At 73.6% G+C, this 21,983-nt stretch carries 19 protein-coding genes, 1 tRNA gene and 1 pseudogene; 4 read left to right on the plus strand and 17 right to left on the minus strand.

What is annotated here, in order from left to right:
• Positions 1–19: 19 nt before the first annotated feature.
• Complete coding sequence (locus ACFVSN_RS16385; RefSeq protein ID WP_387955531.1) at positions 20–1,276, plus strand: SPFH domain-containing protein; 1,257 nt, start codon at positions 20–22, stop codon at positions 1,274–1,276.
• Positions 1,273–2,289, plus strand: coding sequence for a C40 family peptidase (locus ACFVSN_RS16390; RefSeq protein WP_387955533.1), 1,017 nt, complete (start codon positions 1,273–1,275; stop codon positions 2,287–2,289). The genes ACFVSN_RS16385 and ACFVSN_RS16390 overlap by 4 nt, the downstream gene beginning before the upstream one ends.
• Positions 2,290–2,353: 64 nt before the next feature.
• Here ACFVSN_RS16390 and ACFVSN_RS16395 read toward each other — a convergent pair whose 3' ends face one another.
• From ACFVSN_RS16395 to ACFVSN_RS16405, 3 genes are all read right to left on the minus strand, one after another.
• Positions 2,354–4,546: a hypothetical protein gene (locus tag ACFVSN_RS16395; protein WP_387955535.1), complete on the minus strand. Its 2,193-nt coding sequence runs from the start codon at positions 4,544–4,546 to the stop codon at positions 2,354–2,356.
• 57 nt (positions 4,547–4,603) lie between these two features.
• On the minus strand, positions 4,604–4,909 hold the full coding sequence (locus ACFVSN_RS16400) for a hypothetical protein (RefSeq protein WP_387955537.1): 306 nt from the start codon (positions 4,907–4,909) through the stop codon (positions 4,604–4,606).
• Positions 4,910–5,037: 128 nt separating this feature from the next.
• Complete coding sequence (locus ACFVSN_RS16405; protein ID WP_380442829.1) at positions 5,038–6,003, minus strand: aldo/keto reductase; 966 nt, start codon at positions 6,001–6,003, stop codon at positions 5,038–5,040.
• 153 nt (positions 6,004–6,156) lie between these two features.
• Here ACFVSN_RS16405 and ACFVSN_RS16410 point away from each other — a divergent pair, with 153 nt between their 5' ends.
• The gene (locus ACFVSN_RS16410; RefSeq protein WP_380442831.1) at positions 6,157–6,354 is read left to right on the plus strand and encodes a hypothetical protein; all 198 of its coding nucleotides are present in this window, start codon (positions 6,157–6,159) and stop codon (positions 6,352–6,354) included.
• Between the two features lie 60 nt (positions 6,355–6,414).
• On the opposite strand, the gene ACFVSN_RS16415 is transcribed toward ACFVSN_RS16410, so the two are convergent.
• The 8 genes and pseudogenes from ACFVSN_RS16415 to ACFVSN_RS16450 form a co-directional block, all read right to left on the minus strand.
• Positions 6,415–7,428 (minus strand): endo alpha-1,4 polygalactosaminidase, encoded by a 1,014-nt coding sequence (locus tag ACFVSN_RS16415; RefSeq protein ID WP_380442833.1) that lies wholly within the window; start codon positions 7,426–7,428, stop codon positions 6,415–6,417.
• Between the two features lie 22 nt (positions 7,429–7,450).
• Entirely contained in the window at positions 7,451–8,143 is a 693-nt protein-coding gene (locus ACFVSN_RS16420) for a spherulation-specific family 4 protein (protein WP_380442835.1), read from the minus strand.
• Entirely contained in the window at positions 8,140–9,054 is a 915-nt protein-coding gene (locus ACFVSN_RS16425; protein WP_387955540.1) for an NAD-dependent epimerase/dehydratase family protein, read from the minus strand. The genes ACFVSN_RS16420 and ACFVSN_RS16425 overlap by 4 nt, the downstream gene beginning before the upstream one ends.
• Before the next feature lie 122 nt (positions 9,055–9,176).
• Positions 9,177–9,878, minus strand: a pseudogene (locus ACFVSN_RS16430) (NDP-sugar synthase); the annotation flags it as partial.
• Positions 9,879–9,952: 74 nt separating this feature from the next.
• A complete protein-coding gene (locus ACFVSN_RS16435) occupies positions 9,953–10,945 on the minus strand; it encodes an SDR family NAD(P)-dependent oxidoreductase (RefSeq protein ID WP_380444582.1) in 993 nt (330 codons plus the stop codon).
• A gap of 132 nt (positions 10,946–11,077) precedes the next feature.
• Positions 11,078–12,601: a hypothetical protein gene (locus tag ACFVSN_RS16440; protein WP_380444581.1), complete on the minus strand. Its 1,524-nt coding sequence runs from the start codon at positions 12,599–12,601 to the stop codon at positions 11,078–11,080.
• 73 nt (positions 12,602–12,674) lie between these two features.
• Positions 12,675–14,186, minus strand: a complete 1,512-nt coding sequence (pelF, locus tag ACFVSN_RS16445; RefSeq protein ID WP_380444580.1) for a GT4 family glycosyltransferase PelF — start codon at positions 14,184–14,186, stop codon at positions 12,675–12,677.
• Between the two features lie 116 nt (positions 14,187–14,302).
• On the minus strand, positions 14,303–16,660 hold the full coding sequence (locus tag ACFVSN_RS16450) for a hypothetical protein (protein WP_387955542.1): 2,358 nt from the start codon (positions 16,658–16,660) through the stop codon (positions 14,303–14,305).
• Between the two features lie 428 nt (positions 16,661–17,088).
• On the opposite strand from ACFVSN_RS16450, the gene ACFVSN_RS16455 reads away from it, so the two are divergent.
• The gene (locus ACFVSN_RS16455; RefSeq protein WP_380444578.1) at positions 17,089–18,048 is read left to right on the plus strand and encodes a tyrosine-protein phosphatase; all 960 of its coding nucleotides are present in this window, start codon (positions 17,089–17,091) and stop codon (positions 18,046–18,048) included.
• A gap of 15 nt (positions 18,049–18,063) precedes the next feature.
• Here the strand turns inward: ACFVSN_RS16455 and ACFVSN_RS16460 are convergent, their stop codons facing one another.
• The 6 genes from ACFVSN_RS16460 to tadA form a co-directional block, all read right to left on the minus strand.
• Complete coding sequence (locus ACFVSN_RS16460) at positions 18,064–18,969, minus strand: RNA polymerase sigma factor SigF (RefSeq protein WP_380494637.1); 906 nt, start codon at positions 18,967–18,969, stop codon at positions 18,064–18,066.
• Positions 18,970–19,113: 144 nt separating this feature from the next.
• Positions 19,114–19,953 carry an RNA polymerase sigma factor SigF gene (locus ACFVSN_RS16465; protein ID WP_380444586.1) on the minus strand — a complete coding sequence of 280 codons (840 nt, stop codon included), beginning with the start codon at positions 19,951–19,953 and terminating at the stop codon, positions 19,114–19,116.
• 286 nt (positions 19,954–20,239) lie between these two features.
• Entirely contained in the window at positions 20,240–20,533 is a 294-nt protein-coding gene (locus ACFVSN_RS16470; RefSeq protein ID WP_380444574.1) for a Dabb family protein, read from the minus strand.
• Positions 20,534–20,664: 131 nt separating this feature from the next.
• Positions 20,665–20,904 (minus strand): hypothetical protein, encoded by a 240-nt coding sequence (locus ACFVSN_RS16475; protein WP_380444587.1) that lies wholly within the window; start codon positions 20,902–20,904, stop codon positions 20,665–20,667.
• Positions 20,905–21,282: 378 nt separating this feature from the next.
• Positions 21,283–21,372 (minus strand) — tRNA-Ser (locus tag ACFVSN_RS16480).
• Between the two features lie 57 nt (positions 21,373–21,429).
• Positions 21,430–21,963, minus strand: coding sequence for a tRNA adenosine(34) deaminase TadA (tadA, locus tag ACFVSN_RS16485; RefSeq protein WP_380444572.1), 534 nt, complete (start codon positions 21,961–21,963; stop codon positions 21,430–21,432).
• Positions 21,964–21,983 lie beyond the last annotated feature (20 nt).

Genomic DNA, 21,983 nt, shown 5'->3' on the forward strand with positions numbered 1-21,983 from the left:
CGACCCCGAGGATCCGTGCATGGACGTCACCCGCGATTCTTCGCAGCGACCCGACCACCTGCCCACGACGTTCCCGCCGGTACTGCCGGAACGTTCCGTCAGCGGCGCGAGTGCGCTGGCCAAGCCCGCCAGGACGGCCGCCGCGGCCGACGGCGGGGAGGCCACCGCCCCCCTCGCGGTCGTCCCCGGGCCGGCCTTCGGCAGAGCCGACCCCCGCGACCCGCTGGAGGCGGCCGCCGCGGAGGCCGTCGAGCTCCCGGACGCCACCCCGGCCGGCGGCATCGCGGCCGTGACCTCCCGCCGCCCCCCGCGCGCCGACCAGGCGCTGCGCGAGCACGTCGCCACCGTCCTGCCGGGCTGGTCGGCGCTGTTCGCGGTGCTCGTCGGCGTCGCCGGCGTCCTCGCGGTGCTCCTGCACGACGGAGTCGTCCCGTACTGGGACGCGCTGCCCGACCTGCGCGGCATCGCCGCGCGGGAGAGCGGCCGGACCGAGGTGGACGTCCTGTCGGTCGCCGCGGTGGGCGCCGCCGGGCTGCTCGTCGTCTACGCCCTCGCCGGACTGCTCGCCAACGCCGGCGGCGAGACCCGGGTGCTCACCCGGTGGGGCCGCTACCGGGGCACCGTCCGCCGCGCCGGCCTCGTCTGGGTCAACCCGCTGCTGCGCCGCCGCCGGGTGGACGTGCGGCTGCGGCACTGGCGCAGCGAGCCGGCCAAGGTGGTCGACCGCACCGGCACCCCGATCGTCGTCCGGCTGCTGGTCGTCTGGCGGATCAAGGACACCGCGCGGGCGCTGCTGGCGATCGACGACCACGAGGGCTACCTGCGCGAGCAGATCCAGGCGGTGCTCACCCGCACCGCGTCCACCCTGCCGTGCGACAGCAACGCGGCCCCCGGGCCCGCGCTGCGCGACGGGCAGTGGTTCGCCGACGAGCTGACCCGGGCGCTGGCCGCCGAGGCGGCCCCGGCGGGCCTGGAGGTGTACTCGGTGCAGCCGCTGGCGCTGGACTACGCGCCCGAGGTCGCCGAGTCGATGCGTCGCCGCCGGCTGGCCGACCTGGACGCGGGTCTGCGCACGGTCCTGGTGGACGACGCGGTCGAGGCGGCGGCGCTCGCCGTCCGCCGGCTGGAGCGCGCGACGGCGCACGAACTGGACGAGGCCGCCCGCAGCGCCCTGATGGAGCAGCTGCTGGTCGCCTTCGTCGCGCCGGCCGGAGTGGCCGCCTCGGTACCGTCCCCGGCCGCCCGGGCCGGGAGGAAGGAAGGACGACCCGCATGAGGATAGCCACCGGCGCGTACGCCGGCCCCGGGACCGCCGTCGCCGACGTCGACGCCGACTTCGGGACGATCGGCTTCGAGGAGAGCCTCGGCAGCATCCCCGCGATCGCGGGCTGCGGCTGCCCGAACTGCGCGGCCCGCCCGCGCACCGCCCGCTCCGGGGCGGCGGCCGGGGGCAGCCGAATACACCGCGCCGTGCGAAGTACCTGCCTGGCCACCACGGTGCTGGCGGGCGCCGGCGTCGTCGGTCTGACGGCCGGCGCCGGATCCGCGCACGCCGCGGCCGGCAAGCAGGGCTGGGACGGATCGCGGTACTGGTTCAAGAACTCCGGCGGCGAGTGGCGCTGGACCGGCCACTACGACGTCTACGCGAGCCGCACCGGCCAGTCCGCGAAGCCCGGCAAGTCCGGTGGCTCCGGTGGCTCGGCCGACACCGGCGGACGGTCGTCCGGGTCCAACGGCCAGGCCGCGTCCGCGGGGCTGCGGCAGGGCTGGGACGGGGAGCGGTACTGGTTCAAGAACTCCGGCGGCGAGTGGCGCTGGACCAGCCACTACGACGTCTACCTGAACCGCACCGGCCGGTCCGGCGACTCCGGCCCGGTGCCGTCGCGGCCGTCCTCCGACGGCGGCTCCTCCGGGAGCGCGTCCTCCGGGAGCAGGGAGTCGGCCGTCGACTACGCGCTCGCCCAGCTGGGCAAGCCGTACGTCTGGGGCGGTGACGGGCCGTCCGGCTACGACTGCTCGGGACTCGTCCAGCAGGCGTACCGGCGCAGCGGGATAAGCCTGCCGCGGGTGGCCGACGACCAGTACGCCGCCACCACGCCGATCGGCGCGGGGCAGCTGCGCCGCGGTGACCTGGTGTTCTGGTCGGACAGCGGGCGCGCCTCGGGGATCCACCACGTGGGGATCTACCTGGGCGGCGGCACGTTCGTGGAGGCGCCGCGGCCGGGCAGGACGGTGCGGATCTCGACGCTGAACGCGGGGTACTACCCGACCCACTTCGGTCGGCCGTAGTACGGCCGGCTCCGGGCCCCCGGCGGTTCGTCACCGCCGGGGGCCTGTCGCGTTCCCGGTGGGGTCAGCCCCCGGAGCGGCCGAGGGCCGCGGCGGCGTCGGTGCGGCCGGTGCCGTAGACGGCGCGCAGCTGCTGCTTGTCCCAGTCGGCGGCGAGGCCGTCCGGGTCCGGGTGGCCGTGTTCGCGCCGCCACTGCTCGACCATCGCGGTCACGCCCTCGTGGCCGGTGCGGCCGTCCGGGCCGGTGAGGGTGTTGCGCTCGATCCGGCCAGCCGCCGCGGCGTCGATGGCATCGAGGGCGCCGCTCTGCCAGTCGGCGATGCCGGCCGCCAGGACCCGCCGGGTCAGTTCGCCGAGCCCGGGGCCGGGGACGAGCTTCAGCGGGGCGTCGAGGCCGGTGTACAGGCCCTTGGCCTTCCAGGCGGCGACCTTGGCGGCGTCGTCGCGCTGGTCGAGCACCGCGTCGGCCTGGACGGCGTCGAGCACGCCGAGGGCGACCGCGGAGTTGGCGAGCAGCCCCTTCCACTCCGGCTCGGAGGTGCCGGCCGGGAGAGCGCCGATCCGTTCCGCGATGTGCGTCAACTCGGCCTGCTGGACGAGGTGATGGGCCTCCGGGAGGTCGGCGAGGCCGCGTAGGGCGCGGATCAGCGGGCCCTTCTCGACGGCCATCCGGACCTCGCCGGTGCGCTCGTCGGTCCACACGCCGGCGGCCGCGGCGGCCGCGTGGTCCTTGGCGGAGCGGCTGGTGCCGGAGAGGACGGCATGGGTGTCGGCGGCGTAGCCGGCGAGGGCCGCGGCGACGGGGGCGTGCAGGCCGGGCGGGAGGTGTTCGCGGCCGATGCCGGCGTCCAGCAGGGTCACGGTGTCCCGCATCACCCGGGCCTGGGCGGCGCTGTGGGCGTGGAACCCGTCCGGGTGGCCGCCGGTCGCGGCGGCCTGGACGGCGAGGCCCAGCGCGTGGTGGCCCCGGACGTGGGCGCCGGCCACCAGCTCCTCGGGCCAGCGGCGCTCGCGCAGCAGGTAGGCGAGGTGGTCGCCGCGCCGCGGGTCGCCCGGGTCCAGGAACGCGGTGGCGGCGGCCGGGTGGTGGGCCAGGGCGGCCAGGAAGCCGGTCACCGGGTCGCCGCCGCGGCCCTCGCCGAGGTGGTCCCAGGCGGGCTCGGTGCCGTCGGGGCACCACAGCAGCTGCGGGGGCACCCTGGCGCCGCGTTCGGTGGCCAGCAGGCCCTCGCCGTAGGCGGCGAGGAAGCCGGGGGCGTACCGGCCGGAGCGCAGCAGGGCGCTCATCAGGTGGTAGCCCGTCGGCATCGGGCCGCCGCCGGCGCGGGCCAGCTGCTTCGGGCCGAGGCGCAGGACCTCCTGCTCCCAGGTGCGCATGGCCGGGTCGGTGCTGTGGGTGGCGGTGCCGAGGACGGTGCCGAGGGAGGACTGGAGGCGGCGCAGGGCGTCCGCCCGTCCGCCGGCCGAAGTGGCGGACAGCGCGGGGTCGTTGAGGTCGCGCCAGAGTTCGAGGGCGGGGCGCGGGCCGAGTGTGGTGGCGAACCCGGCGGCGAAGGCGGGGTCGTCGGCGTGGGCGGAGAGCAGGGCGTCGAGGCGGGTCAGTTCGTCGGGGGTGAGCGCGGCGCGCTTCGCCGCCAGGGTGAGGGCGGCGCCCAGGTCCACGCGGGCCTGCCGGGCCTGGGCGAGGGAGTGGCAGCCGTCCGGGCCGAACGGGCGGTCCCCCGGGACGGGCGGGGCCGAGCGCAGGGCCCAGGCGGCGGCCTCGTCGGCCTCGGTGGCGGCGCGCCGGGCGGACTCGATGCGGCCCGCCAGCTCGGCGATCACGCGGTGGCGCTCGGGGAGGAAGACCGACCGGTACTCGGGCTGGTGACGGGCCGACTCGTCGTCGTGCAGCGGGTGGACGTCCGTCACGGCGCCGGTGGGAGAGACCCGGAGGTGGGCGGCGGGGGCGTCCTCGTCGGCCAGGCGGACGAGCTGTCGCTGGGCGTCGGTGAACTGGCCGGCGGCGTCGGCCAGCAGGGTGCCGAGGTCGGCGGACTCCTGGCTCGCGGCGGTGAACTGGCCCGCCACCTCGGCGATCAGCGCGCGGGCGGCGGTGGCCGCCTCGCCGTCCCACCCCTCGGCCAGCGGGCCGGCGATCTCGCCGTCGAGCCGGTCGCGCAGGCCGAGGTAGCGGGCGCGCAGGGCGGTCCACTCCTCGGCGGCGGTGGTGAGGGCGTCGAGGCGGGTGGAGCGGACGGTCTCGTAGCTCAGCACCGGCCGCTCCCCGCCGGGCGGGAGGCCGAAGCCCGGCACGGGCGGGGTGGCACCGCGCTACTCCTCGGTGTCCGGGCCGCGGTCGGTGGCGGCGTACGCGGCGCCGGTGGTGCGCAGGCGGTGGGCGAGGTCGTGGAGGATGCCGCCGAAGGCGGCCACCTGGTCGTCCCAGCGGTCGGCGCGGGCGCGGAGTTCGGCTCCGGTGCGCCAGCCGGCCAGGGCGGCGTGCGCGCCGGCGGTGCGGTCGCGGGCGGGGTCGTCGGCGGTGGTGAGGCCGGCGTGGAGTTCGTCGACCGTCCCGGCGTGGGCGGACAGGTCGGACGGGGAGACGGCGAAGCCGTTCCGGGCGGGTTGGTCGGGCACATCGGGCCCCCGGGCTGCGGTGGGTCGGTCGGGCTCGAACCATGGTGGCCCGGAAACGGCCGCGGGCCGCGTGCCACCACCCGTACGGGCGGCGCGCACGTGGCCCGCGGGGGCGCGCGGTGGTGCCGTCAGGCGGACGCCTCGTCGAGCAGCGCCGTCTGTTCGGGGGTGAGCTCCAGCGCGGCGGCGGCCAGCAGCGGCGGGAGCTGCTCGACCGTGCGGGCGCTGGCGATCGGGGCCGCGACCGTCGGGCGGCCCGCGAGCCAGGCGAGGGCGACCGTGCCGAGCTCGACGCCGTGCTCGGCGGCGACCACGTCCAGCGCCTTCAGCACCCTGGGGCCGCGCGGGTCGTCCAGGTAGCGGGCGGCGCCCTCGGAGCGGGCGCTGGCCACGCCGGGGCCGCCCGGGCGGTACTTGCCGGTGAGGAAGCCGGAGGCCAGGGCGTAGTACGGCACGGTGGCCAGGCCGTGGTCGGCGACCACGTCGGCCAGCGGGCCCTCGAAGGTGCCGCGCGACACCAGGTTGTAGTGCGGCTGGACGGCCACGTACTTGGCCAGGCCCTCGCGCTCGGCGAAGGCCAGCGCCTCGGCGAGCCGCTCGGCGCCGATGTTGGACGCGGCGACCGCGCGGACCTTGCCCTCGCGGACCAGCTCGTCCAGTGCGGTGACGAACTCCTCGACCGGGGTGTCGTCGTCCCGGTGGGTGTAGTAGAGGTCGATCCGCTCGACGCCCAGGCGCCGCAGCGAACCCTCCGCCGAGGCCTTGATGTTGGCCGCGCCCAGGCCGCCCGCCTCGGGGTGCATGCCGACCTTGGTGGCGATCACGACGTCGTCGCGGTTGCCGCGGCTGCGCACCCAGTTGCCGATGATCGTCTCGGACTCGCCGCCGGTGTTGCCCGGGGCCCAGGCGGAGTAGACGTCGGCGGTGTCGACGAAGTTGCCGCCGGCCGCGGCGTAGGCGTCCAGGACGGCGAAGGACTGCTCCTCGTCGGCCGTCCAGCCGAAGACGTTGCCCCCCAGGGAGAGCGGGTGGACGCTGAGGTCGGAGCCGCCGAGCCGGATCCGGCGTGCGGCATCACTGTGGTTTCCGGTCATGGACGCAGTCAACAGGATCACGCCGTACGGCATTCCGGGCTTCGGGCGGTCTTCACGTGGTCGTCGTACCGCCGTTGCGCGTGCGGGTGGTCCGGGGCCGGACCGAGGGTCCGGGGTGTCGGGCCGGGTGCCGGATTCGTTAGAGTCCGTGCCATGGCTGACAACGACTACGACCCCGCCGGCAGCACCCAGATGTTCCGGGCGTTCGTCGACGAGACCCCCGCGCCGCAGAGCCCCGGCTCCGTCTCCACTTACGGCCGCAGCAGCGGCAACCGCACCGGCACGATCGCGCTGATCGCCGTCATCGTCCTGGTCGTGCTGGGCGGAGTCGTCTGGCTCGCGGTCAAGTGACCTTCGCGCGGGTGACCCCCGTCCGGGTCACCCGCGCGACGGGAGGCCGTCGGGCGCGGCTCAGCAGGGCTTGCGCCACGCGTCCAGGTCGAGCTTCTTCTGCATCGAGCTGAAGCCGAGCGCCTTGGCCTTGGTGCAGAACTGGTCCGTGCCGACCTTGTACTCGACGTGGAAGACCGCCTTGCCCTGCTTGACGAACGGCTCGACCCGGTCGCACTCGTCGTACTGCGAGCACTCCTCGTTGACCGCGAAGTCGAAGTCGTTCAGCAGCGCCGGGATCTGGTCCAGGTCGTTCTTCAGGCCGATCGCCAGGCCGCGCTCGTGGGCGAGCTGGGCCAGCATGCGGTTGTACCGGATCTGGTCGTCACCGGTGAGCGGGAAGCCGCTGTCCTGGTTGTAGGCCTCGATGGTGTCCGGCTCGACGGCGTCGAAGCCCTTGCTCCTGCACATGTCGAAGCGGGCGGCCATCAGCGGCTTGAGCTGGTCGACCTGCCGGATGTCGAACCACTTCTCGCCCTTCCAGCCGGTGTCCGAGCCCTCCAGGGTCTTGGCGAAGGCGGCCGCGTCGGGGCGGAAGCTCTCCCAGGAACCGGCGTTGATGTAGCAGATCACCTTGCGGCCCTTGGCGTGCAGCGAGGCGACCACCGAGGCGTCGTTCTCGAAGCCGTCGATGTCGTAGACCGGCACGTCCACCGACTGGTCGACGCCGCCGCCGAGCTGCCACTGCCAGGCGAGGCCAGGGGCGGGCTGCCAGCGGGCGCCGGACGGCGGCGGGGCGGTGGTGCCGCCGCCCGGGGTGCCGGGGGCGGACGGCCTGCCGGACGCCGACGGGGTCCCGGGAGTCCCGGTCGGCGTGGGCGTGGGTGTGTCGGGAGCGCTCGGCGTGCCCGGGGCGCCGGGGGGCGCGGTGTCGCTCGGGGTGCCGGGAGTGCCGGGAGCGGTCGCCGCGGGCGGCTCGCTCGGGGAGTCACCGGCCGACGGGCCGTGGTCGTCCCCGGAGCTGCTGCACGCGGTGGCCAGCAGGGCGACGGCGAGGGCGATGGCGGCCGGTAAGGGCCGGGTGCGGCGGTTCACGGTTGTCGAACTCCGGATCTGGTCAGGTCAGTTCAGCGGCGGTCAGACCGTGGGGGAGGGTGCACCAGGGGTTGTCCCCGGAGCCCGGAACGGCGGCGCTGACGCCCGCCCGTCGGGCGGCGATCAGCGCGGTGACGTCCCCTGCCTGGTCGGCGGGGACGTCGTACACCAGGTGGCAGAAGCGGGAGGCCGCGTGGCGGCCGGTCCACAGGGGCAGGGTCATCTCCCGGTAGGCGTCCCAGGTGCCCTCGAAGGTGACCAGCAGGTCGGCGAGGCCGACCTCGGCGTAGCCGGGGTCGGGGTGCTCGCCGTGGCCGAACACGACGGTGCCGCAGCCGGCCGCGCGGGCCGCCGTGGCCAGCCGCCGGTAGTGCGCCAGCGCGCCCGGGTGGCAGGCGACCTGGTCGAGGTACACGCCGGTGATGCCGTGGCGCTGGCGGTACGTCAGGATGTCGGCCACCACGGCCGCGTGGGAGCGCCGGCCGTAGTCGGTGTCGGCGTAGCCGAGCAGCGGCAGGCCGGCGGCCCGCAGTTCCTCGGCGGCCTCGGCGAAGACGTTGTCCGGGACCTCGCCGGGGCCGTCGGCCAGGTTGAGCACGATGGCGGCGATCCTGGCGGGGTCGGCGGCGGCGACCGCCCGCCAGGCCGCCGGGTCCACCGCGGGGTGGACGTACAGCGGCACCAGCAGGCGGCCGTCGGGGGTGGTCCCGGTCATCCGAGGACCGGGGTCGGGCCGGGCCCGGTGCTGAGCCAGAGGTCGCGCAGGGTGTCGGCGAGGTCGGTCTCCGGGTGCCAGCCGAGCTCCCGGGCGGCGGCCGACACGTCGGCCTGCTGCCAGGAGACCGCGGCCGAGCGCTCGGAGCCCGCCCCGCTCTCGTCGATCCGGCCGGTGAAGCCGGCCGCCGCGACCAGGCCGTCGGCGATCGCCCGGACCGGCCTGGCCCGCCCGGAGGCGAGGTTGAGCACCCGGGGGAGCGGACGGTCCGCGGCGGCGGCCAGGCCGACCGCGCGCGCGATGTCGCGGGCGTCGACGAAGTCGCGGTGGGCGGAGAGGTCCCCGACCCGCACGACGCCGCCGGTGCCCTCGGGCGCCACCCGGCGCAGCTCGGCGGCGAGCCGGCCGGGCAGCGAGCCCGCCGGTGCCCCCGGGCCGACCGGGTTGAACACCCGCAGCACCACCGCGTCCAGCGGCGAGCCGGCCACCGCGAGGGAGCCGGCCAGCTTGGTCGCGCCGTACACGCCGACGGGACGGGCGTCCGCCTCCTCGGACAGCGAGCTGCCCGTCTCGCAGACGCCGTACTCGCCGGCCGAACCGATGTGCACCAGCCGGGTCTTCGGGGCGCCGAGCTGCAGCGCCTCGCAGAGCACCGCCGGACCGCGGGCGTTCACCTCGGCCAGCTTGACCGCGCTGCCGGCCACCGCGCCGGCGAAGTTGACCACCACGTCGGCGGCCAGCGCGGCGAGTTCCTCGCCGAGCGGGCCGGGCTGGGCGGTGGCCAGGTCCAGCCGCAGGTCGTGGGCGGGCCGCCGGCCCGCGGTCAGCACGGTGGCACCGGGCAGCGACCGCAGGACGGCGGTGGCGTGGCGGCCGAGGAAGCCGTCCCCGCCGAGAAGCAGGATCCTCACGCGGCCCGTCCGTCGCTCTCGGCGCCCGCGGTGGCGGGCGTCTGGTCGGTGTCCGCCGCAGTGCGGGCGGCGGGGACCGGCAGCTCCGTGACCGACGGCGTGACGGTGCCCGCCTCGAAGGGCATCAGCACCGGGCGGATGCTCGCGAACTCGGCGTTCGCGCGGTCGTAGTCGTCCGGGCGGCCGATGTCGAGCCAGTAGCCGCCGAAGTCGTAGGAGGACGGCGGGGTCTTGGCGGCCAGCAGGTCGAGCACCAGCTCGTCGAAGCCGAGCGGCAGGCCGGGGGTGTACTTGGCGAGCGCGGAGCGGGACACGCCGTACACGCCCATCGAGACGCGGTAGTCGATGCTCGGCTTCTCCTGGAAGCCGGTGATGCTGCCGGACTCGGTGGTCAGGACACCGAAGTCGATCTTCACCTGGCGGGCGTAGGTGGCGATGGTAAGCGGAGCGCCGGACGTCTCGTGGTGCTTGAGCACCCCGGCGAAGTCCAGGTCGGTGAGGATGTCGCCGTTCATCACCAGGAAGTGCTCGGGCAGGCGGTCCTGCATGGTGAGCAGGGGGCCCATGGTGCCGAGCGGGCTGTCCTCGACGGCGTAGCCGACGCGCAGGCCCCACTGGGAGCCGTTGCCGACGTACGCGCGGATGATGTGGCCGAGGTGGCCGATGGCCAGGGTGACGGTCTTGAAGCCCGCGGCGGCGAGCTGGCGCATCACGATCTCCAGGATCGCGTGCTGGTCGCCGATCGGGACGAGCGGCTTGGGGAGCGCGGTGGTGTACGGGCGGAGACGGACGCCCTTACCGCCGGCCAGGATCACTGCATGCATGGTGTTTCCCCCACGGAAGGTATGTGCAGGACACGAGCCTTGAGAACCAGAGATGGCTGGATCGGTGCGGCGGGTCAGACGTTGTAGATGTCGGTCTTGTAGCGGGCCAGGTTGGCCGGGTCCTGGAAGAACTCGATGGTCTGCTCCAGGCCCTGCTCCAGGCTGAAGCCGGGCGCCCAGCCGGTCGCCTCGCGCAGCTTGGTGGCGTCCGCGACCAGGCGCATGACCTCGGAGTTGGTCGGACGGATGCGCTGCTCGTCCTCCTTGACCACGAGGTCGACGCCCATCAGCTTGCCGACCAGGGTGACCAGGTCGCCCACCGAGATCTCGCCGCCGGTGCCGGCGTTGAAGGTCCGGCCGACCACGGCCTCGGCGGGCGCGGTGCCGACGGTGCGGAAGGCGTTCGCGGTGTCCTTGACGAACATGAAGTCGCGGGTCGGGCGCAGGTCGCCGAGGGTGATCTCGGTCTGGCCGGCGGCGACCTGGGCGATCACGGTCGGGATGACGGCGCGCATCGACTGGCGCGGGCCGAAGGTGTTGAACGGGCGCAGGGTGACGACCGGGGTCTCGAAGCTGGCGTAGTAGCTGTCGGCCAGCCGGTCCCCGCCCGCCTTGGAGGCGGCGTACGGGGACTGGGTGTTGATCGGGTGCTCCTCGGTGATCGGCACGGTCTGCGCGGTGCCGTAGGTCTCGCTGGTCGAGGTGTGCACCAGGCGCTGGATGCCCAGGTGGCGCACCGCCTCCAGCACGTTCAGGGTGCCGGTGACGTTGGTGTCGACGTACGAGTGCGGGGCCCGGTAGGAGTACGGGATCGCGATCAGGGCGGCCAGGTGGTAGACGGTCTCGGTGTTCTTGACCAGGTCGATGACCGAACCCGGGTCCCGGACGTCGCCCAGGATGATCTCGACCGAGTCCAGCACGTCCTTCGGCAGGGTCTCCAGCCAGCCGAACGAGGAGAAGGAGTTGTACTGGACCATCGCGCGGACCTGGTGCCCGTCGGCGACCAGGGTCTCGACGAGGTGGGAGCCGATGAAACCCTCGGCTCCGGTGACGGCGACGCTGCTCATGCGTGATTCGCTTTCTGCTTCTCGGGGGAGCGGCCGGGCCTGTCGCGGTCCGGCCGGTGGTGTTGTCGGCCGGCGCTGCGGTGTGCGTCCGGCCGGGCACGTGGTTCGGTCGTGCGTGTTCTTCGGTGGTGTTCAGCGGTGCTGGGTGGTGCGGCCGAGCACGGGCCCGGCGATGGCGGTGAGGACGAAGGCGGCCGTCCCGCAGCCGATCAGCTGCAGGAGGGTCGGATCCGCACCGGTCAGCAGCCCGGCGCTCTCGGCACCCGCGGCGGCCAGACAGATGAGGGCGGTGCTCCAGCTGAGCCCGAAGGCGTTCAGCAGCAGCGCCAGCCAGAGCGAGCCGCCGAGGAGCAGCAGCGCGCCGAGCTGCGGGACGCCGAGCGCGGGGGCGCCGGGCCACAGCACGGTCGCGGCGGCGTCCAGCGCGGCCACGGTGGTGAGGTAGATGAAGAGGCAGCCGAGCAGCACCCCGCCGGTGCGGCGGACGAACTCGCCGGAGGTGTGGCTGACCCGCAGCGCGGCGACGGCCATCGCCCGGTAGCGGAAGAGCAGCCACTCGGCGAGGCCGAGGCTGAGCGTCAGGGCGATCATGGCCGGGCCGGTGGGGGCGGTGTGGGCGCCCCGCGCGGCGCCGGTCTCGACCGCCTGGTGGATGGTCACGCCGAGGCCGGCGATCAGGGTGAGGGTGCCGCAGGCCAGGCCGAACAGCAGGTGCGGGATCTCCTGACGGAGCTGCAGCCTGGCCGCGGCGGCGTCCTTGGCCTCCTTGTCACCGCGGATGCAGTTGACGAGCTCGCGGACCGCCAGGCCGACGGCCAGCACGAGCGAGCTCAGCAGGACCACCGTCCGGACGACCTGCGGGACGTCCACCGCGAGCACCACGCCCGCGCCGATCGAGGCCGGGGCCAGCGCCAGCAGCAGGAACTTCTCCCGCCCGAGCACCAGCAGCACGGTCGCCGCGCCCAGGTAGGCGGACTGCCCGGCGGCGAACAGCAGGGAGGCGAGCGGCCCGCCGACGACGTACGCCGCGGCGGAGGCGATCAGCGCGCCGATCGGTGCGCCGATGCTCAGGCAGACCGCGGAGTCCCGGCGCCGCAACCGGCTGAGCCAGCGGTACGCGCGGTGCGCGAGCGCCTGGTTGAAGGCCCAGCTGGCGACGGTGGCGACGGTCAGCGCGAGCATGCCCGAGGGCAGGCCGAAGCGCATCCGGGTGGCCGCGAACAGGTTGGCGCCGAGCAGGTAGCCGAGCCCGGGCAGGGCGAACACCAGGCCGCGCACGACGCAGCGCCAGGGGTCGGCCCGCCAGGGGTTGGCGAACTCGGAGCTCGGGCCGGGGTAGCGGCGCTCGACCTTCTCGAACAGCTCCTCGGCGACGGTGAAGGCGTCGGGGCGGCCGTACAGGAGGGCGGCCTGCTCGTCGGAGAGGCCGTCGGACTCCAGGAAGGCCGCGATCTCGAAGGGGTGGACGGCGTCGGCGCAGACGTCGCGCAGCCGCTCGGCGAGTTCGTCCAGCGGGTCCGCGGAGAGGCCGAGCTCCTCCTCGGGCGCCGGCTGGGCCGGCAGGACCGGGCGGCGGCGCCCCCGCGGGAGCGTGCGCAGCTGCATCGTCCGGTCGGCGCCGGCCTCGTCCGGAACGAGACGGATCGGACCGCTCATGCGCCCACCTCGCTGCACTCGGCGGCCGCTTCGCGGAACGCGCACCTCTTCATGGTTCTCTTGCTGCGCTCGTTCACGCCCCCACCTCGCTCGGCTGGGGCCGGGCGACGGCGAGCTGCTGGTCCCAGTCGGTCGGGACGTCGTCGCCGACGGCCACCACGCCCTCGGGCATCCAGCGGGCGGTGCCGAGGAGCTCGGTGTAGATGCCCCGGAAGCCGTCGATGTTCTGGCGCAGCGTGAACTGCTCGATGACCCGCAGCCGGGCCTGCTCGCCGAGCCGCCCGCGCCGCTCGGCGTCGCGCAGCAGCTCGATCGCGGCGGCGGCCATCGGCTCGGGCTCGCGCGGCGGGACGACCAGGCCGGTGTCGCCGACGGCCTCGCGCACGCCGCCGACGTCCGTCGAGACGGTCGCGCGGCCGCAGGACATCGCCTCGATGAGGGTGAACGGGAAGCCCTCGCTGATGCTGGAGAGCATGACCACGTTGCCCGCCGCGTACGCGTCGGTGATGTCGGCGACGCGGCCCTCGAAGGCCACCGAGTCGGCGATGCCGAGCTCGGCGGCCAGGGCTATGCAGCCGTCTCGGTACGCCTCGCCGCCCTTGGGAGTGCCACCGAAGAGCCGCAGTCGCGCCTCGGGGATCTCCCGCTGGACGATGGCGAAGGCGCGGATCAGCGTCTCCAGGTCCTTGATCGGGTCGACCCGGCCGGCCCAGCTGAGGGTCGGGGTCTGCGGCTCGGGTCCGGCGGGCGGGAAGGCCGCCGGGTCCACGCCGTTGTAGACGGTCCGGATGTTCTCCGACGGGGTGCCGCCACGCTCCTCCCAGCGCCGGTTGTACCGGTTGCCGGGGGTGACGAGGGCGGCCTGCCGGTAGCTCTCCTCGGCGAGCATCCGGTAGAAGCCGAGCAGCAGCGCCTTGACCGGCCAGCGGTACGGGCCGGTGCGGTAGCCGAGGTAGCGCTCGCGCAGGTAGATGCCGTGCTCGGTGAGCAGGAACGGTACGCCGTACTGCTGGGCGGCGATCAGCCCCGGGAGCGTGGCCAGGCCGCCGCTGGCCGCGTGGGCGACGCCGTCCGTCGGCGGCTCGACCGACAGCGGGCGCAGCGCGTGCTCCAGGAGGTCGGTGGCGTTCAGGGCGTCGTGGAGGGTGGGCCGGGAGACGGCGGTGGGGAGGTAGTCGCGGGTCCAGACGTGCTGGAGGGTGCGCAGGGCCCGCTCGCTGCGCAGCGCGGGGCTGAGCAGTCCGCGCCGGGCGAGGTCGGCGAAGCCGTACAGCTCGGTGCCGAAGTGGGTGGTGTAGACCGGGTCGAGGATGGAGTGCAGGAAGCGCTCGTACGCGTTGAGGAAGCGCCGCATCTCGCTGCCGCGCGGCGCCCTGGCCTCGGCGGCCGGGCCCCACAGCGGTGCGGTGGTGACGGACCGGACGTTGGCGGGCAGCTCCCAGGCGAGCGGCTCGTGACCGGTTCCGGTGACGGCGATGATGTCGAAGTCCACGTCGGGCATGCCCTGAACGAGCTGGTCGCACCAGACGCTCACGCCGCCGTGCTGGTGCGGATACGTCCCCTCGGTGAGCAGGGTGACGCGCATCTCCTGTCCCCCCTCCTGTTCTTGCGTCGGGTGTCCGGCCTGGGTGGCCGGAACGTGAGCCGTGGCAGGGCCGGGCCGGGTTCGCCGGCGCCGGCCCCACCATCGGGTCTTGCGTGTTACCGGGAGCCGGGCTTGCCGGCCTGCTTCTTGTTGAGCCCGGCCGTCCCCCCGGAGGCCACGGAGCTCTTCACGACACCGGCTGCGCCGCCGTTGCCGTTCTGCTGGACGCCCTTGCCGGGCACCGGGGTTCCGCTGCCCGGGACCAGGACCGGAGCCTTGGTGCGGGTGGTGTCGCTGGGGCCGGCGGGGACCGGGGTGGCGACGCCCTGGGGAACCACCTTCTTGTCGGCCGGGGCCGGGGCCGGGACGGACTTGGCCGCGACGCTCGGCGCGACGGCGGCCGGGGCCGCCGGAGTGGCACCCGAGGACAGCTGCAGCGTGACGGAGCTCTGCAGCGCGCCCGGCGCCACCCAGCCGGAAAGCGTACCGGCGTAGGCGGAACCGAAAGCGGTCGAACCGATGGCCAGCTTCTGAGTAGTTCCCGTCGGCATGGTGGCCTCGATCTGAACGCCGGCCGGCGCGGAGACGGTGACGTTGTTGCCGATCTTGTAGGCGGTCACCTGGCCGGCGGCGACGGCCGCGCTCCAGGCCCCGCGCTTCTGGAACTCCTGGCCGATCTCGCGCTCGCCGAGGTTCACGACGGGGGCGCTGTCGGCGTAGAGCGCGCGGTAGTTGCCGAGGATCTTCTCCAGCACCGGGTAGATGATCCGGCCCTCGGAGAGGTTCGACTGGTGGATGTAGTGCGGCCGCGGGTCGTTGCTCATGATGTGGCCGAGGTCGATCCGCGCCTCGAGCGGCACGATGTACGACTGGAAGCCGGTGTTGACGTCCAGCGGCTTGGGCAGGCAGGTGGAGCTGGGGTTGTTCTCGCAGATCCCGCTGCCGCCGTTGGCCTTGCTGGTGTAGATCCAGTTGTACTCGTCGGTCTCCTCCACCGCCGAGCCGGCGTTGTAGAAGACGTTCATCGGGTAGCGCGGCACGGTCAGCGTGGAGGGGCCGACGGCCCGCTGGCCGGACTCGCGGGAGGCGTCGCTGCCGGTGAACTTGATGCCGTTGGCGGCCAGCGCCGGCGCCAGGTTCGGGTTGTCGCTGGTCTCCTGCGGGGCGGTCAGCAGCCCGGAGTGCTCGCCGGTGACGAGGACCTGCGGGTCGACCTTGGTGAGGCCGTTCTTGGTGGCCCAGTCGAAGTTGTTCTTGACCTGGGTCTGGATGGTGTTCTGGTCGACCCAGACGGTGTTGCCGGTGGCGTCCTTGGTGCAGCGCCACGGCACCACGGTGACGTCCTGGACGCAGCCCAGGTACGGGTGGCTGTAGGTGTGGTTGACCCAGCGGTAGCTGTTCTGGTCGGCGATCAGCTGCTGCGCCGTCGGGTCGACCGTGGTGCTGTGGTCGGCCTTCCAGTCCTCGCTGCCGCCGCCGTTGTACAGCAGGTCCAGCGTGAAGTTGTTCGTGGTCATCCACTGCTTGGCGTACTGCGCGTCGGCGGGGCTCATCCGGATCGGGGTGCCGGTGTCCGGGGTGCCGGGCGGGCAGGTCACGTCGCCGGGGGTGCACTTCAGGGTGGTCGACCAGCGGTCGTCCGCCAGGAGGACGTCGTCGATGTGGGCCGCGAAGTAGTTGCGGTCGTACCCGAGGTGGACGCCCTGGGTGATCCAGTCGACCATGCCGCGCGCCAGCAGGCGGTACTGCTGCTGGTACTGGTTGTAGACGAACGTGACGACCAGTTCCTTGCGGCCGTCGTGGGTGTACTCACCGACCAGCGAGCCGCGCGAGGAGGCCCCCGGGATCGGGGCGTCGACGAGCGGGGTGAACGAGGCGCCGGCCGGGAGGCTCGCCAGGGGGGTGGCGAGGTACCCGTAGCTCTCGCTGACGTTCGGGTCGTTGTCCTCGAAGGGCACGGCGCCCTTCAGGTAGCCGAACGGGCCCGAAGTGCCGGCGGTGGTGGTGGCGGCCTGGAAACCGTCCAAGGTGCCAATGTAACCGGGATTTTGGGCCCAGTTCAGACCGACCGCCGGGCTGGCGAACGTGTACGCGTCGATCTGGCGGACGTTGAATGCCGCCTCGTACGTCGCGATCGCCGTCATCTCGGCCGGCGAGTTGGCGAAGGGGTTTTCGTTGGGCATCACGATGCCCTGGTACTTGCCCCGCGGCAGCCCGTTGATCGTGTCGCTCAGGAAAGCGGCGTTGATGACGGGGCGGTTGGGGTCGCTGAGGGTGACGACCTTGTACGGGGTGCCCTGGCTCTTCAGTTCGGCCGTGATGGCCGCGACGGAGGGACCGCCGTCGTCGATGACGAGGACGGTGAGGTCGATCCTCGGCGTCGTGGTGTCGCCGTGGGCCAGGGTGATCTGCAGGCCGCTGGCCAGCAGAACTGCCGCCGCGCAGGCGGCAACTCTTCGGGTCGCTCGACCCATGGTGATCCTCCCCTTGGGACAGGCGCATCGCTGCTCGGCGGTCGCCTGCCCTGTAGCTGTTCGCGGGCAGCAGGACTGCCCGGCGCCCATCCTGGTCGAGGGTCGGCTCCGCGAGGGACCAATTGGGCGAGAGTGCAGCAAACCTGTTACCAACGTTCATGGCGAAGCCATGAAGGCGCTGATTGTGACCGGAACAGCATCGGCCATGCAAATGATGAATTGAAAATGAAAAACCGGAACCTGAGTGCTACGCGTCGTTACCAAGCGTTGTTACCGCTCGGGCGAGGTGGTGGGGCCCGGCGGACACCTACACTGGGGTCGTTGCGCATGACACTCTCGCACATCTCGCCGCCGCATTGGGCAGGTTCATGCAATATCGGGCACCGCTGTGCCATGTGACAGTCCGAATATGCAATGGAGGCGCCCGCATGGCCGATCAGCAGACCGAGGCCGGGGGATTCGGCGGCGTCCGGAATGCGGTGTCCAAGTGGAACGGAATGCCCCAGGTCGGGCGCAGTCTCGGTCTGCGCGGCGCGGTCAATGCCCGCGATCTGGGGGGCTGCCGGACGGCCGACGGAAGGGTCCTTCGCCCCGGGACGGTCCTGCGCAGCGATGGCCTGAACCACGTCACCGAGGATGACCTGAACGCGCTCCGGGCCCTCGGGCTGCGCCGCGTGGTCGACCTCCGCAGCCTCGACGAGGTCCGCGAGGCCGGCCCCGACCGCGTCCCCGGACTCCCCGTCCCCGAGCTCGCCCGCGACCTCCCCGCGGGCACCGCGCTGACCGTCGAACCGGACGCCGAGGACGGCGTGACCCTGCACCATCTCCCGGTGTTCGCGCCCGATTTCGACATCTACGTGACGCTGCGCGACGCCCTGGCCGACCGCAGCCCGGCGAGGCAGCGCGCGCTGCTCGGCGACGGCCGCGCCGCCGCGATGATGACCGGGCTCTACCGCTGGTTCGTCACCGACGGGCTCGCACGCGAACGGTTCGCGGACGTGCTGCGCCTGCTGGCCGCCCCGGACGGCCCGCCGCTGCTGTTCCACTGCACGGCCGGCAAGGACCGCACCGGCTGGGTCTCGGCGCTGCTGCTGACCGCCCTGGGCGTCGACCGCGAGGCCGTCGTCGCGGACTACCTGCTGACCAACGAGCGCGCGGCGCCGGTCGTCGCGCGGGTGATGGACGACTTCGGCACCCGGGGCCTGATGCACGAGCCGCGGCTGCTGCTGCCGGTGTTCCGGGCCGACGCCGCCTACCTGACGGCGGCCTTCGAGGAGATCGAGGCCGGCTGGTCCGGTTTCGCGGCGTTCTGGCACGACGGCCTCGGCCTGGACGACGGCGTGCTGGCCGGGCTCCGCGACAACCTGCTGGACGGCGCGGCGGGCTGAGCCCCGCCGCGCTCGTCAGCCCTCGCTGATGAGCCCCTCCCGGAGCTGGGTGAGGGTCTTGGTGAGCAGCCGGGAGACGTGCATCTGGGAGATCCCGATCTCCTCGCCGATCTGCGACTGGGTCAGGTTCCCGAAGAAGCGCAGCATGATGATCCGGCGCTCGCGCGGCGGCAGCTTGGCCAGCAGCGGCTTGAGCGACTCCCGGTACTCGACGCCCTCCAGCGCGAGGTCCTCGTAGCCGAGCCGCTCGGCCAGCGGCCCGTCGCCGTCCTCCTCGCTCGGGCTGGAGTCGAGCGAGCTCGCGGTGTACGCGTTGCCGACCGCGAGTCCCTCGACCACGTCCTCCTCGCTGACGCCCAGGCAGGCGGCCAGCTCGGGCACGGTGGGGGAGCGGTCCAGCCGCTGGGCCAGTTCGTCGCCGGCCTTGGTGAGGGCGAGCCGCAGCTCCTGGAGGCGCCGCGGCACCCGGACGGACCAGCTGGTGTCCCGGAAGAAGCGCTTGATCTCGCCGACCACCGTGGGCATCGCGAAGGTGGGGAACTCCACCCCGCGCTCCGGGTCGAACCGGTCGATCGCCTTGATCAGCCCGATCGTGCCGACCTGGACGATGTCCTCCATCGGCTCGTTGCGGCTGCGGAAGCGCGCCGAGGCGTAGCGGACCAGCGGCAGGTTGAGCTCGATCAGGGTGTCGCGGACGTAGGCGTGCTCCGCGCTGCCGGGCTCCACGGCGGCCAGCCGCAGGAAGAGCGAGCGGGAGAGCGTGCGGGTGTCCAGCCCGGCGCCGGCTGACGCCGCGGGGGGCGTGTCGGGGACGGGCGGTGCGGTGGACGGCCCCCGCTGCAGCGGGATGCGCTCCTCGGCGACCGCGGTGCCGTTGGCCTGACCAGCGTGGATCTCCGCAGTGCCCAGCTCTCCGGACATGCGCCCACCCCCTTGTGACTGACGGTTGAACGGGCGCCGACGCGCGGATGTTCCCGGCGACGGCCCTCCCCCTCCATACCGGCACACGATCCCCGGCAAACCCGATCGTCGCAAGATGTCACGCGGCGGTAACGCGGAGCGATGTCACTCTTCCCAGGAGTTGCCGGTGCGAAGCCTCGTCAGGATCCGCGAGAGCAGCCGGGAGACGTGCATCTGCGACATCCCGAGCTCGGTGCTGATCTGGGACTGGGTCAGGTTGGCGAAGAATCGCAGCATGACGATCCGCCGCTCCCGCTCGGGCAGCTGGACCAGCAGGTGGCGGACCACGTCCCGGTGCTCGACCTCGGCGAGCGCGGAGTCCTCGTAGCCGAGGCGGTCCAGCAGGGCGAGCCCGCCCTCGTGCTCCTGGGCCGCCTCCAGGGATGCCGCGTTGTAGGCCCGCCCGGCGTCCAGGCAGGCCCGGACGTCCTCCTCGGGGATGCGCAGGCTCGCGGCGATCTCGGGCACCTTGGGGGCCCGTCCGTGCAGCACCGTCAGCTCCTCCATGGCGCCGCTGACCTGCACCCACAGCTCCTGGAGCCGGCGCGGGACGTGCATCGTGCGGACGTTGTCCCGGAAGTAGCGCTTGATCTCGCCGAGGATGGTGGGCAGCGCGTAGGTGGGGAACTGGACGCCCCGGGTGGGGTCGAACCGGTCGATCGCGTTGATCAGGCCGATGGTGCCGACCTGGACGACGTCCTCCATGGGCTCGCTGCGGCTGCGGAAGCGGGTGGCCGCGTAGCGCACCAGCGGGATGTTCACCTCGATGAGCGCGGCGCGCACCCGCTCGCGCTCGGGCGCGTCGGGGGGGAGCTCGGCCAGGCGCTCGAACAGCACCCGGGTCAGCGTCCGGACGTCGACCACCGGGCGTCCGCCGGGGCCGCGCAGGCCGTCCGGCCGGAGCTCGCCGGCCGGACTGATGATCCCCGCGAGCGCCTCGTCCACGGACACGTCACCCCTCCCAAAGTCGACTACGGCGGGCCCTGCGGAGCGGGTGTCGTGGCTGGTTCTTCACCTCGCCATGTCCGGCAAAACCGGTCATAGCATCACAAGGCGGGCGCAGGTCGGGCAAGCACCCGGTGGAGGTGTGTTGATGCGGTGCCGGGCCTGCACGGGGCCGATCGGGGAGGCGCCGCAAGGATCGTTCCCGGACGGACCGCGGCGCCCCGCCCGAGGCCCGGGCGGGGCGCCGCGATCCGTCCGGGGGAAGCGCCCCGGGCGGATGGTGGTATCAGACCTCGATGTCCGCGATCACCCAGGTGGCGAACTCGCGCCACTGTCCGGCCGCGGCCTGGTGGGCCGGGTGGGTCAGGTAGGCCTGGAGCGCGTCGCGGTCCTCGACCAGGCTGTTGATCGCGTAGTCGTACGCGATGTCGCGCTCGGTGGTGTTCCAGGCGCACTCCCACTCGCGCAGCTCGGGGATCACCGAGCCGAGCCCGGCGAACGCCTCGGCGCCCGCGAGCGCGCGCTCGTCGTCCTTGCTGACGCCTTCGTTGAGCTTGAACAGGACCAGGTGCCGGATCACGATGCCGCTCCTCGCGGACGGGGGTACAGAGGGTCCCGCCCACCGTAGCCGGTGTGCAGCGGCGCCTCCGCGGCCGTCCGCCCCCTGGTCGGGCCCGTCCGGCGCCCGGGGCGGTCACCCGCCCGGGGCGGTCACTTGATCAGCCCGGTCATGAAGGTGCCGACGGCCTTGGCGGCGTTCGAGATGCCCTCGAAGCCCGACTGGACGAGCTCGGCCGAGCGGGCCGGCGAGGTGATGATCGAGTAGAGGACGAAGACGAGCAGGAGGACCATGCCGATCTTCTTCGCCTGCGCCATCGGGTGACCTTCCTCCCAGCCGTGGGCCGCCGTCATCCGGGTCCCCGAGCGGCCCTGCAGGGGCAGCTTATCCACCGGACGGGCTATCAAGTGTGCGACGCGTTCGCCCGGCGGGACGAAGGTCCCCGCGAGTGGGGTCTTTCTCCGGGTGCCCACGGGCGTACCGGGCGGCAGGATGGATGGCGTACCGGGGATCTGGCAGGAATTCCCGGTGCGTGGATCCGGAGCTCCCCGCTGTGGGACCGGTACCGCGGCTCCTCCCCCGACCGCGGCACCGGTTGTGGGACTCCGTCGGGGGAGCGGTTGGTCCCCCCGAACCGCTCCCCCCTCCAGGCTCCGTACTCGACAAGGGCGTTGGTGGTCATCGGCCCCGGGTGCGGAGCCCTTTCCGCGTCACGAGGGTGCGCGGAAACGCCGAGGGCCCGTCCGGATCGGACGGGCCCTCGGGCTTTCTGGCGGTAGCGGTGGGATTCGAACCCACGGTGGAGTTGCCCCCACACACGCTTTCGAGGCGTGCTCCTTTGGCCGCTCGGACACGCTACCGAGAGGAACTCTACCGGACGGGTGCGGCGGTCACGAAATCCGTATCCCGGCGGACCTTCAGCGGGGGGTTTCGCGGTGGTCGCCGAAGAACGCGCGCAGCTGCTCGCCGCACTCGTCGGCGAGGACGCCCCAGATCACCTCGGGGCGGTGGTTGAGCCGCCGGTCGCGCATCACGTCGAAGAGCGAGCCGGCCGCGCCGGCCTTCTCGTCCAGGGCGCCGTAGACCACCCGGTCGATCCGGGACAGCACGATCGCGCCGGCGCACATCGTGCAGGGCTCCAGCGTGACGACCAGCGTGCAGCCACCGAGCCGCCATTGCCCGACCTTGTCCGCCGCCTGGCGGATCGCGACCACCTCGGCGTGCGCGGTCGGGTCGCCGACCGCCTCGCGCTCGTTGTGGCCGCGCCCGATCACCTCGCCGTCCGGGCCCAGGACGAGCGCCCCGACCGGGACGTCGCCGGTGGCCGGCGCCAGGGCGGCCTCGGCCATCGCGAGGCGCATCGGCGCCGCCCAGCGGTCACGGACCGGGTCGGGGCGGACGGGAGCGGGCAGCGGGGTGATCGGGAGGGCTGCGGGGGTGGCGGACTGCATGGCATCCAGTGTCGGGCATC

Source organism: Kitasatospora sp. NPDC057904 (assembly GCF_042887925.1).
GTDB lineage: Bacteria > Actinomycetota > Actinomycetes > Streptomycetales > Streptomycetaceae > Kitasatospora.

What these genes read in the sequence shown, in the direction of transcription:
- ACFVSN_RS16410 (WP_380442831.1), top strand. Translation starts at nt 6,157, where the DNA reads ATGGCTGACAACGACTACGACCCCGCCGGCAGCACCCAGATGTTCCGG.
- pelF (WP_380444580.1), bottom strand. Translation starts at nt 14,186, where the DNA reads ATGCGCGTCACCCTGCTCACCGAGGGGACGTATCCGCACCAGCACGGC.
- ACFVSN_RS16460 (WP_380494637.1), bottom strand. Translation starts at nt 18,969, where the DNA reads ATGTCCGGAGAGCTGGGCACTGCGGAGATCCACGCTGGTCAGGCCAAC.
- tadA (WP_380444572.1), bottom strand. Translation starts at nt 21,963, where the DNA reads ATGCAGTCCGCCACCCCCGCAGCCCTCCCGATCACCCCGCTGCCCGCT.
- ACFVSN_RS16440 (WP_380444581.1), bottom strand. Translation starts at nt 12,601, where the DNA reads ATGAGCGGTCCGATCCGTCTCGTTCCGGACGAGGCCGGCGCCGACCGG.
- ACFVSN_RS16450 (WP_387955542.1), bottom strand. Translation starts at nt 16,660, where the DNA reads ATGGGTCGAGCGACCCGAAGAGTTGCCGCCTGCGCGGCGGCAGTTCTG.
- ACFVSN_RS16405 (WP_380442829.1), bottom strand. Translation starts at nt 6,003, where the DNA reads ATGACCGGAAACCACAGTGATGCCGCACGCCGGATCCGGCTCGGCGGC.
- ACFVSN_RS16420 (WP_380442835.1), bottom strand. Translation starts at nt 8,143, where the DNA reads ATGACCGGGACCACCCCCGACGGCCGCCTGCTGGTGCCGCTGTACGTC.
- ACFVSN_RS16385 (WP_387955531.1), top strand. Translation starts at nt 20, where the DNA reads ATGGACGTCACCCGCGATTCTTCGCAGCGACCCGACCACCTGCCCACG.
- ACFVSN_RS16455 (WP_380444578.1), top strand. Translation starts at nt 17,089, where the DNA reads ATGGCCGATCAGCAGACCGAGGCCGGGGGATTCGGCGGCGTCCGGAAT.
- ACFVSN_RS16390 (WP_387955533.1), top strand. Translation starts at nt 1,273, where the DNA reads ATGAGGATAGCCACCGGCGCGTACGCCGGCCCCGGGACCGCCGTCGCC.
- ACFVSN_RS16435 (WP_380444582.1), bottom strand. Translation starts at nt 10,945, where the DNA reads ATGAGCAGCGTCGCCGTCACCGGAGCCGAGGGTTTCATCGGCTCCCAC.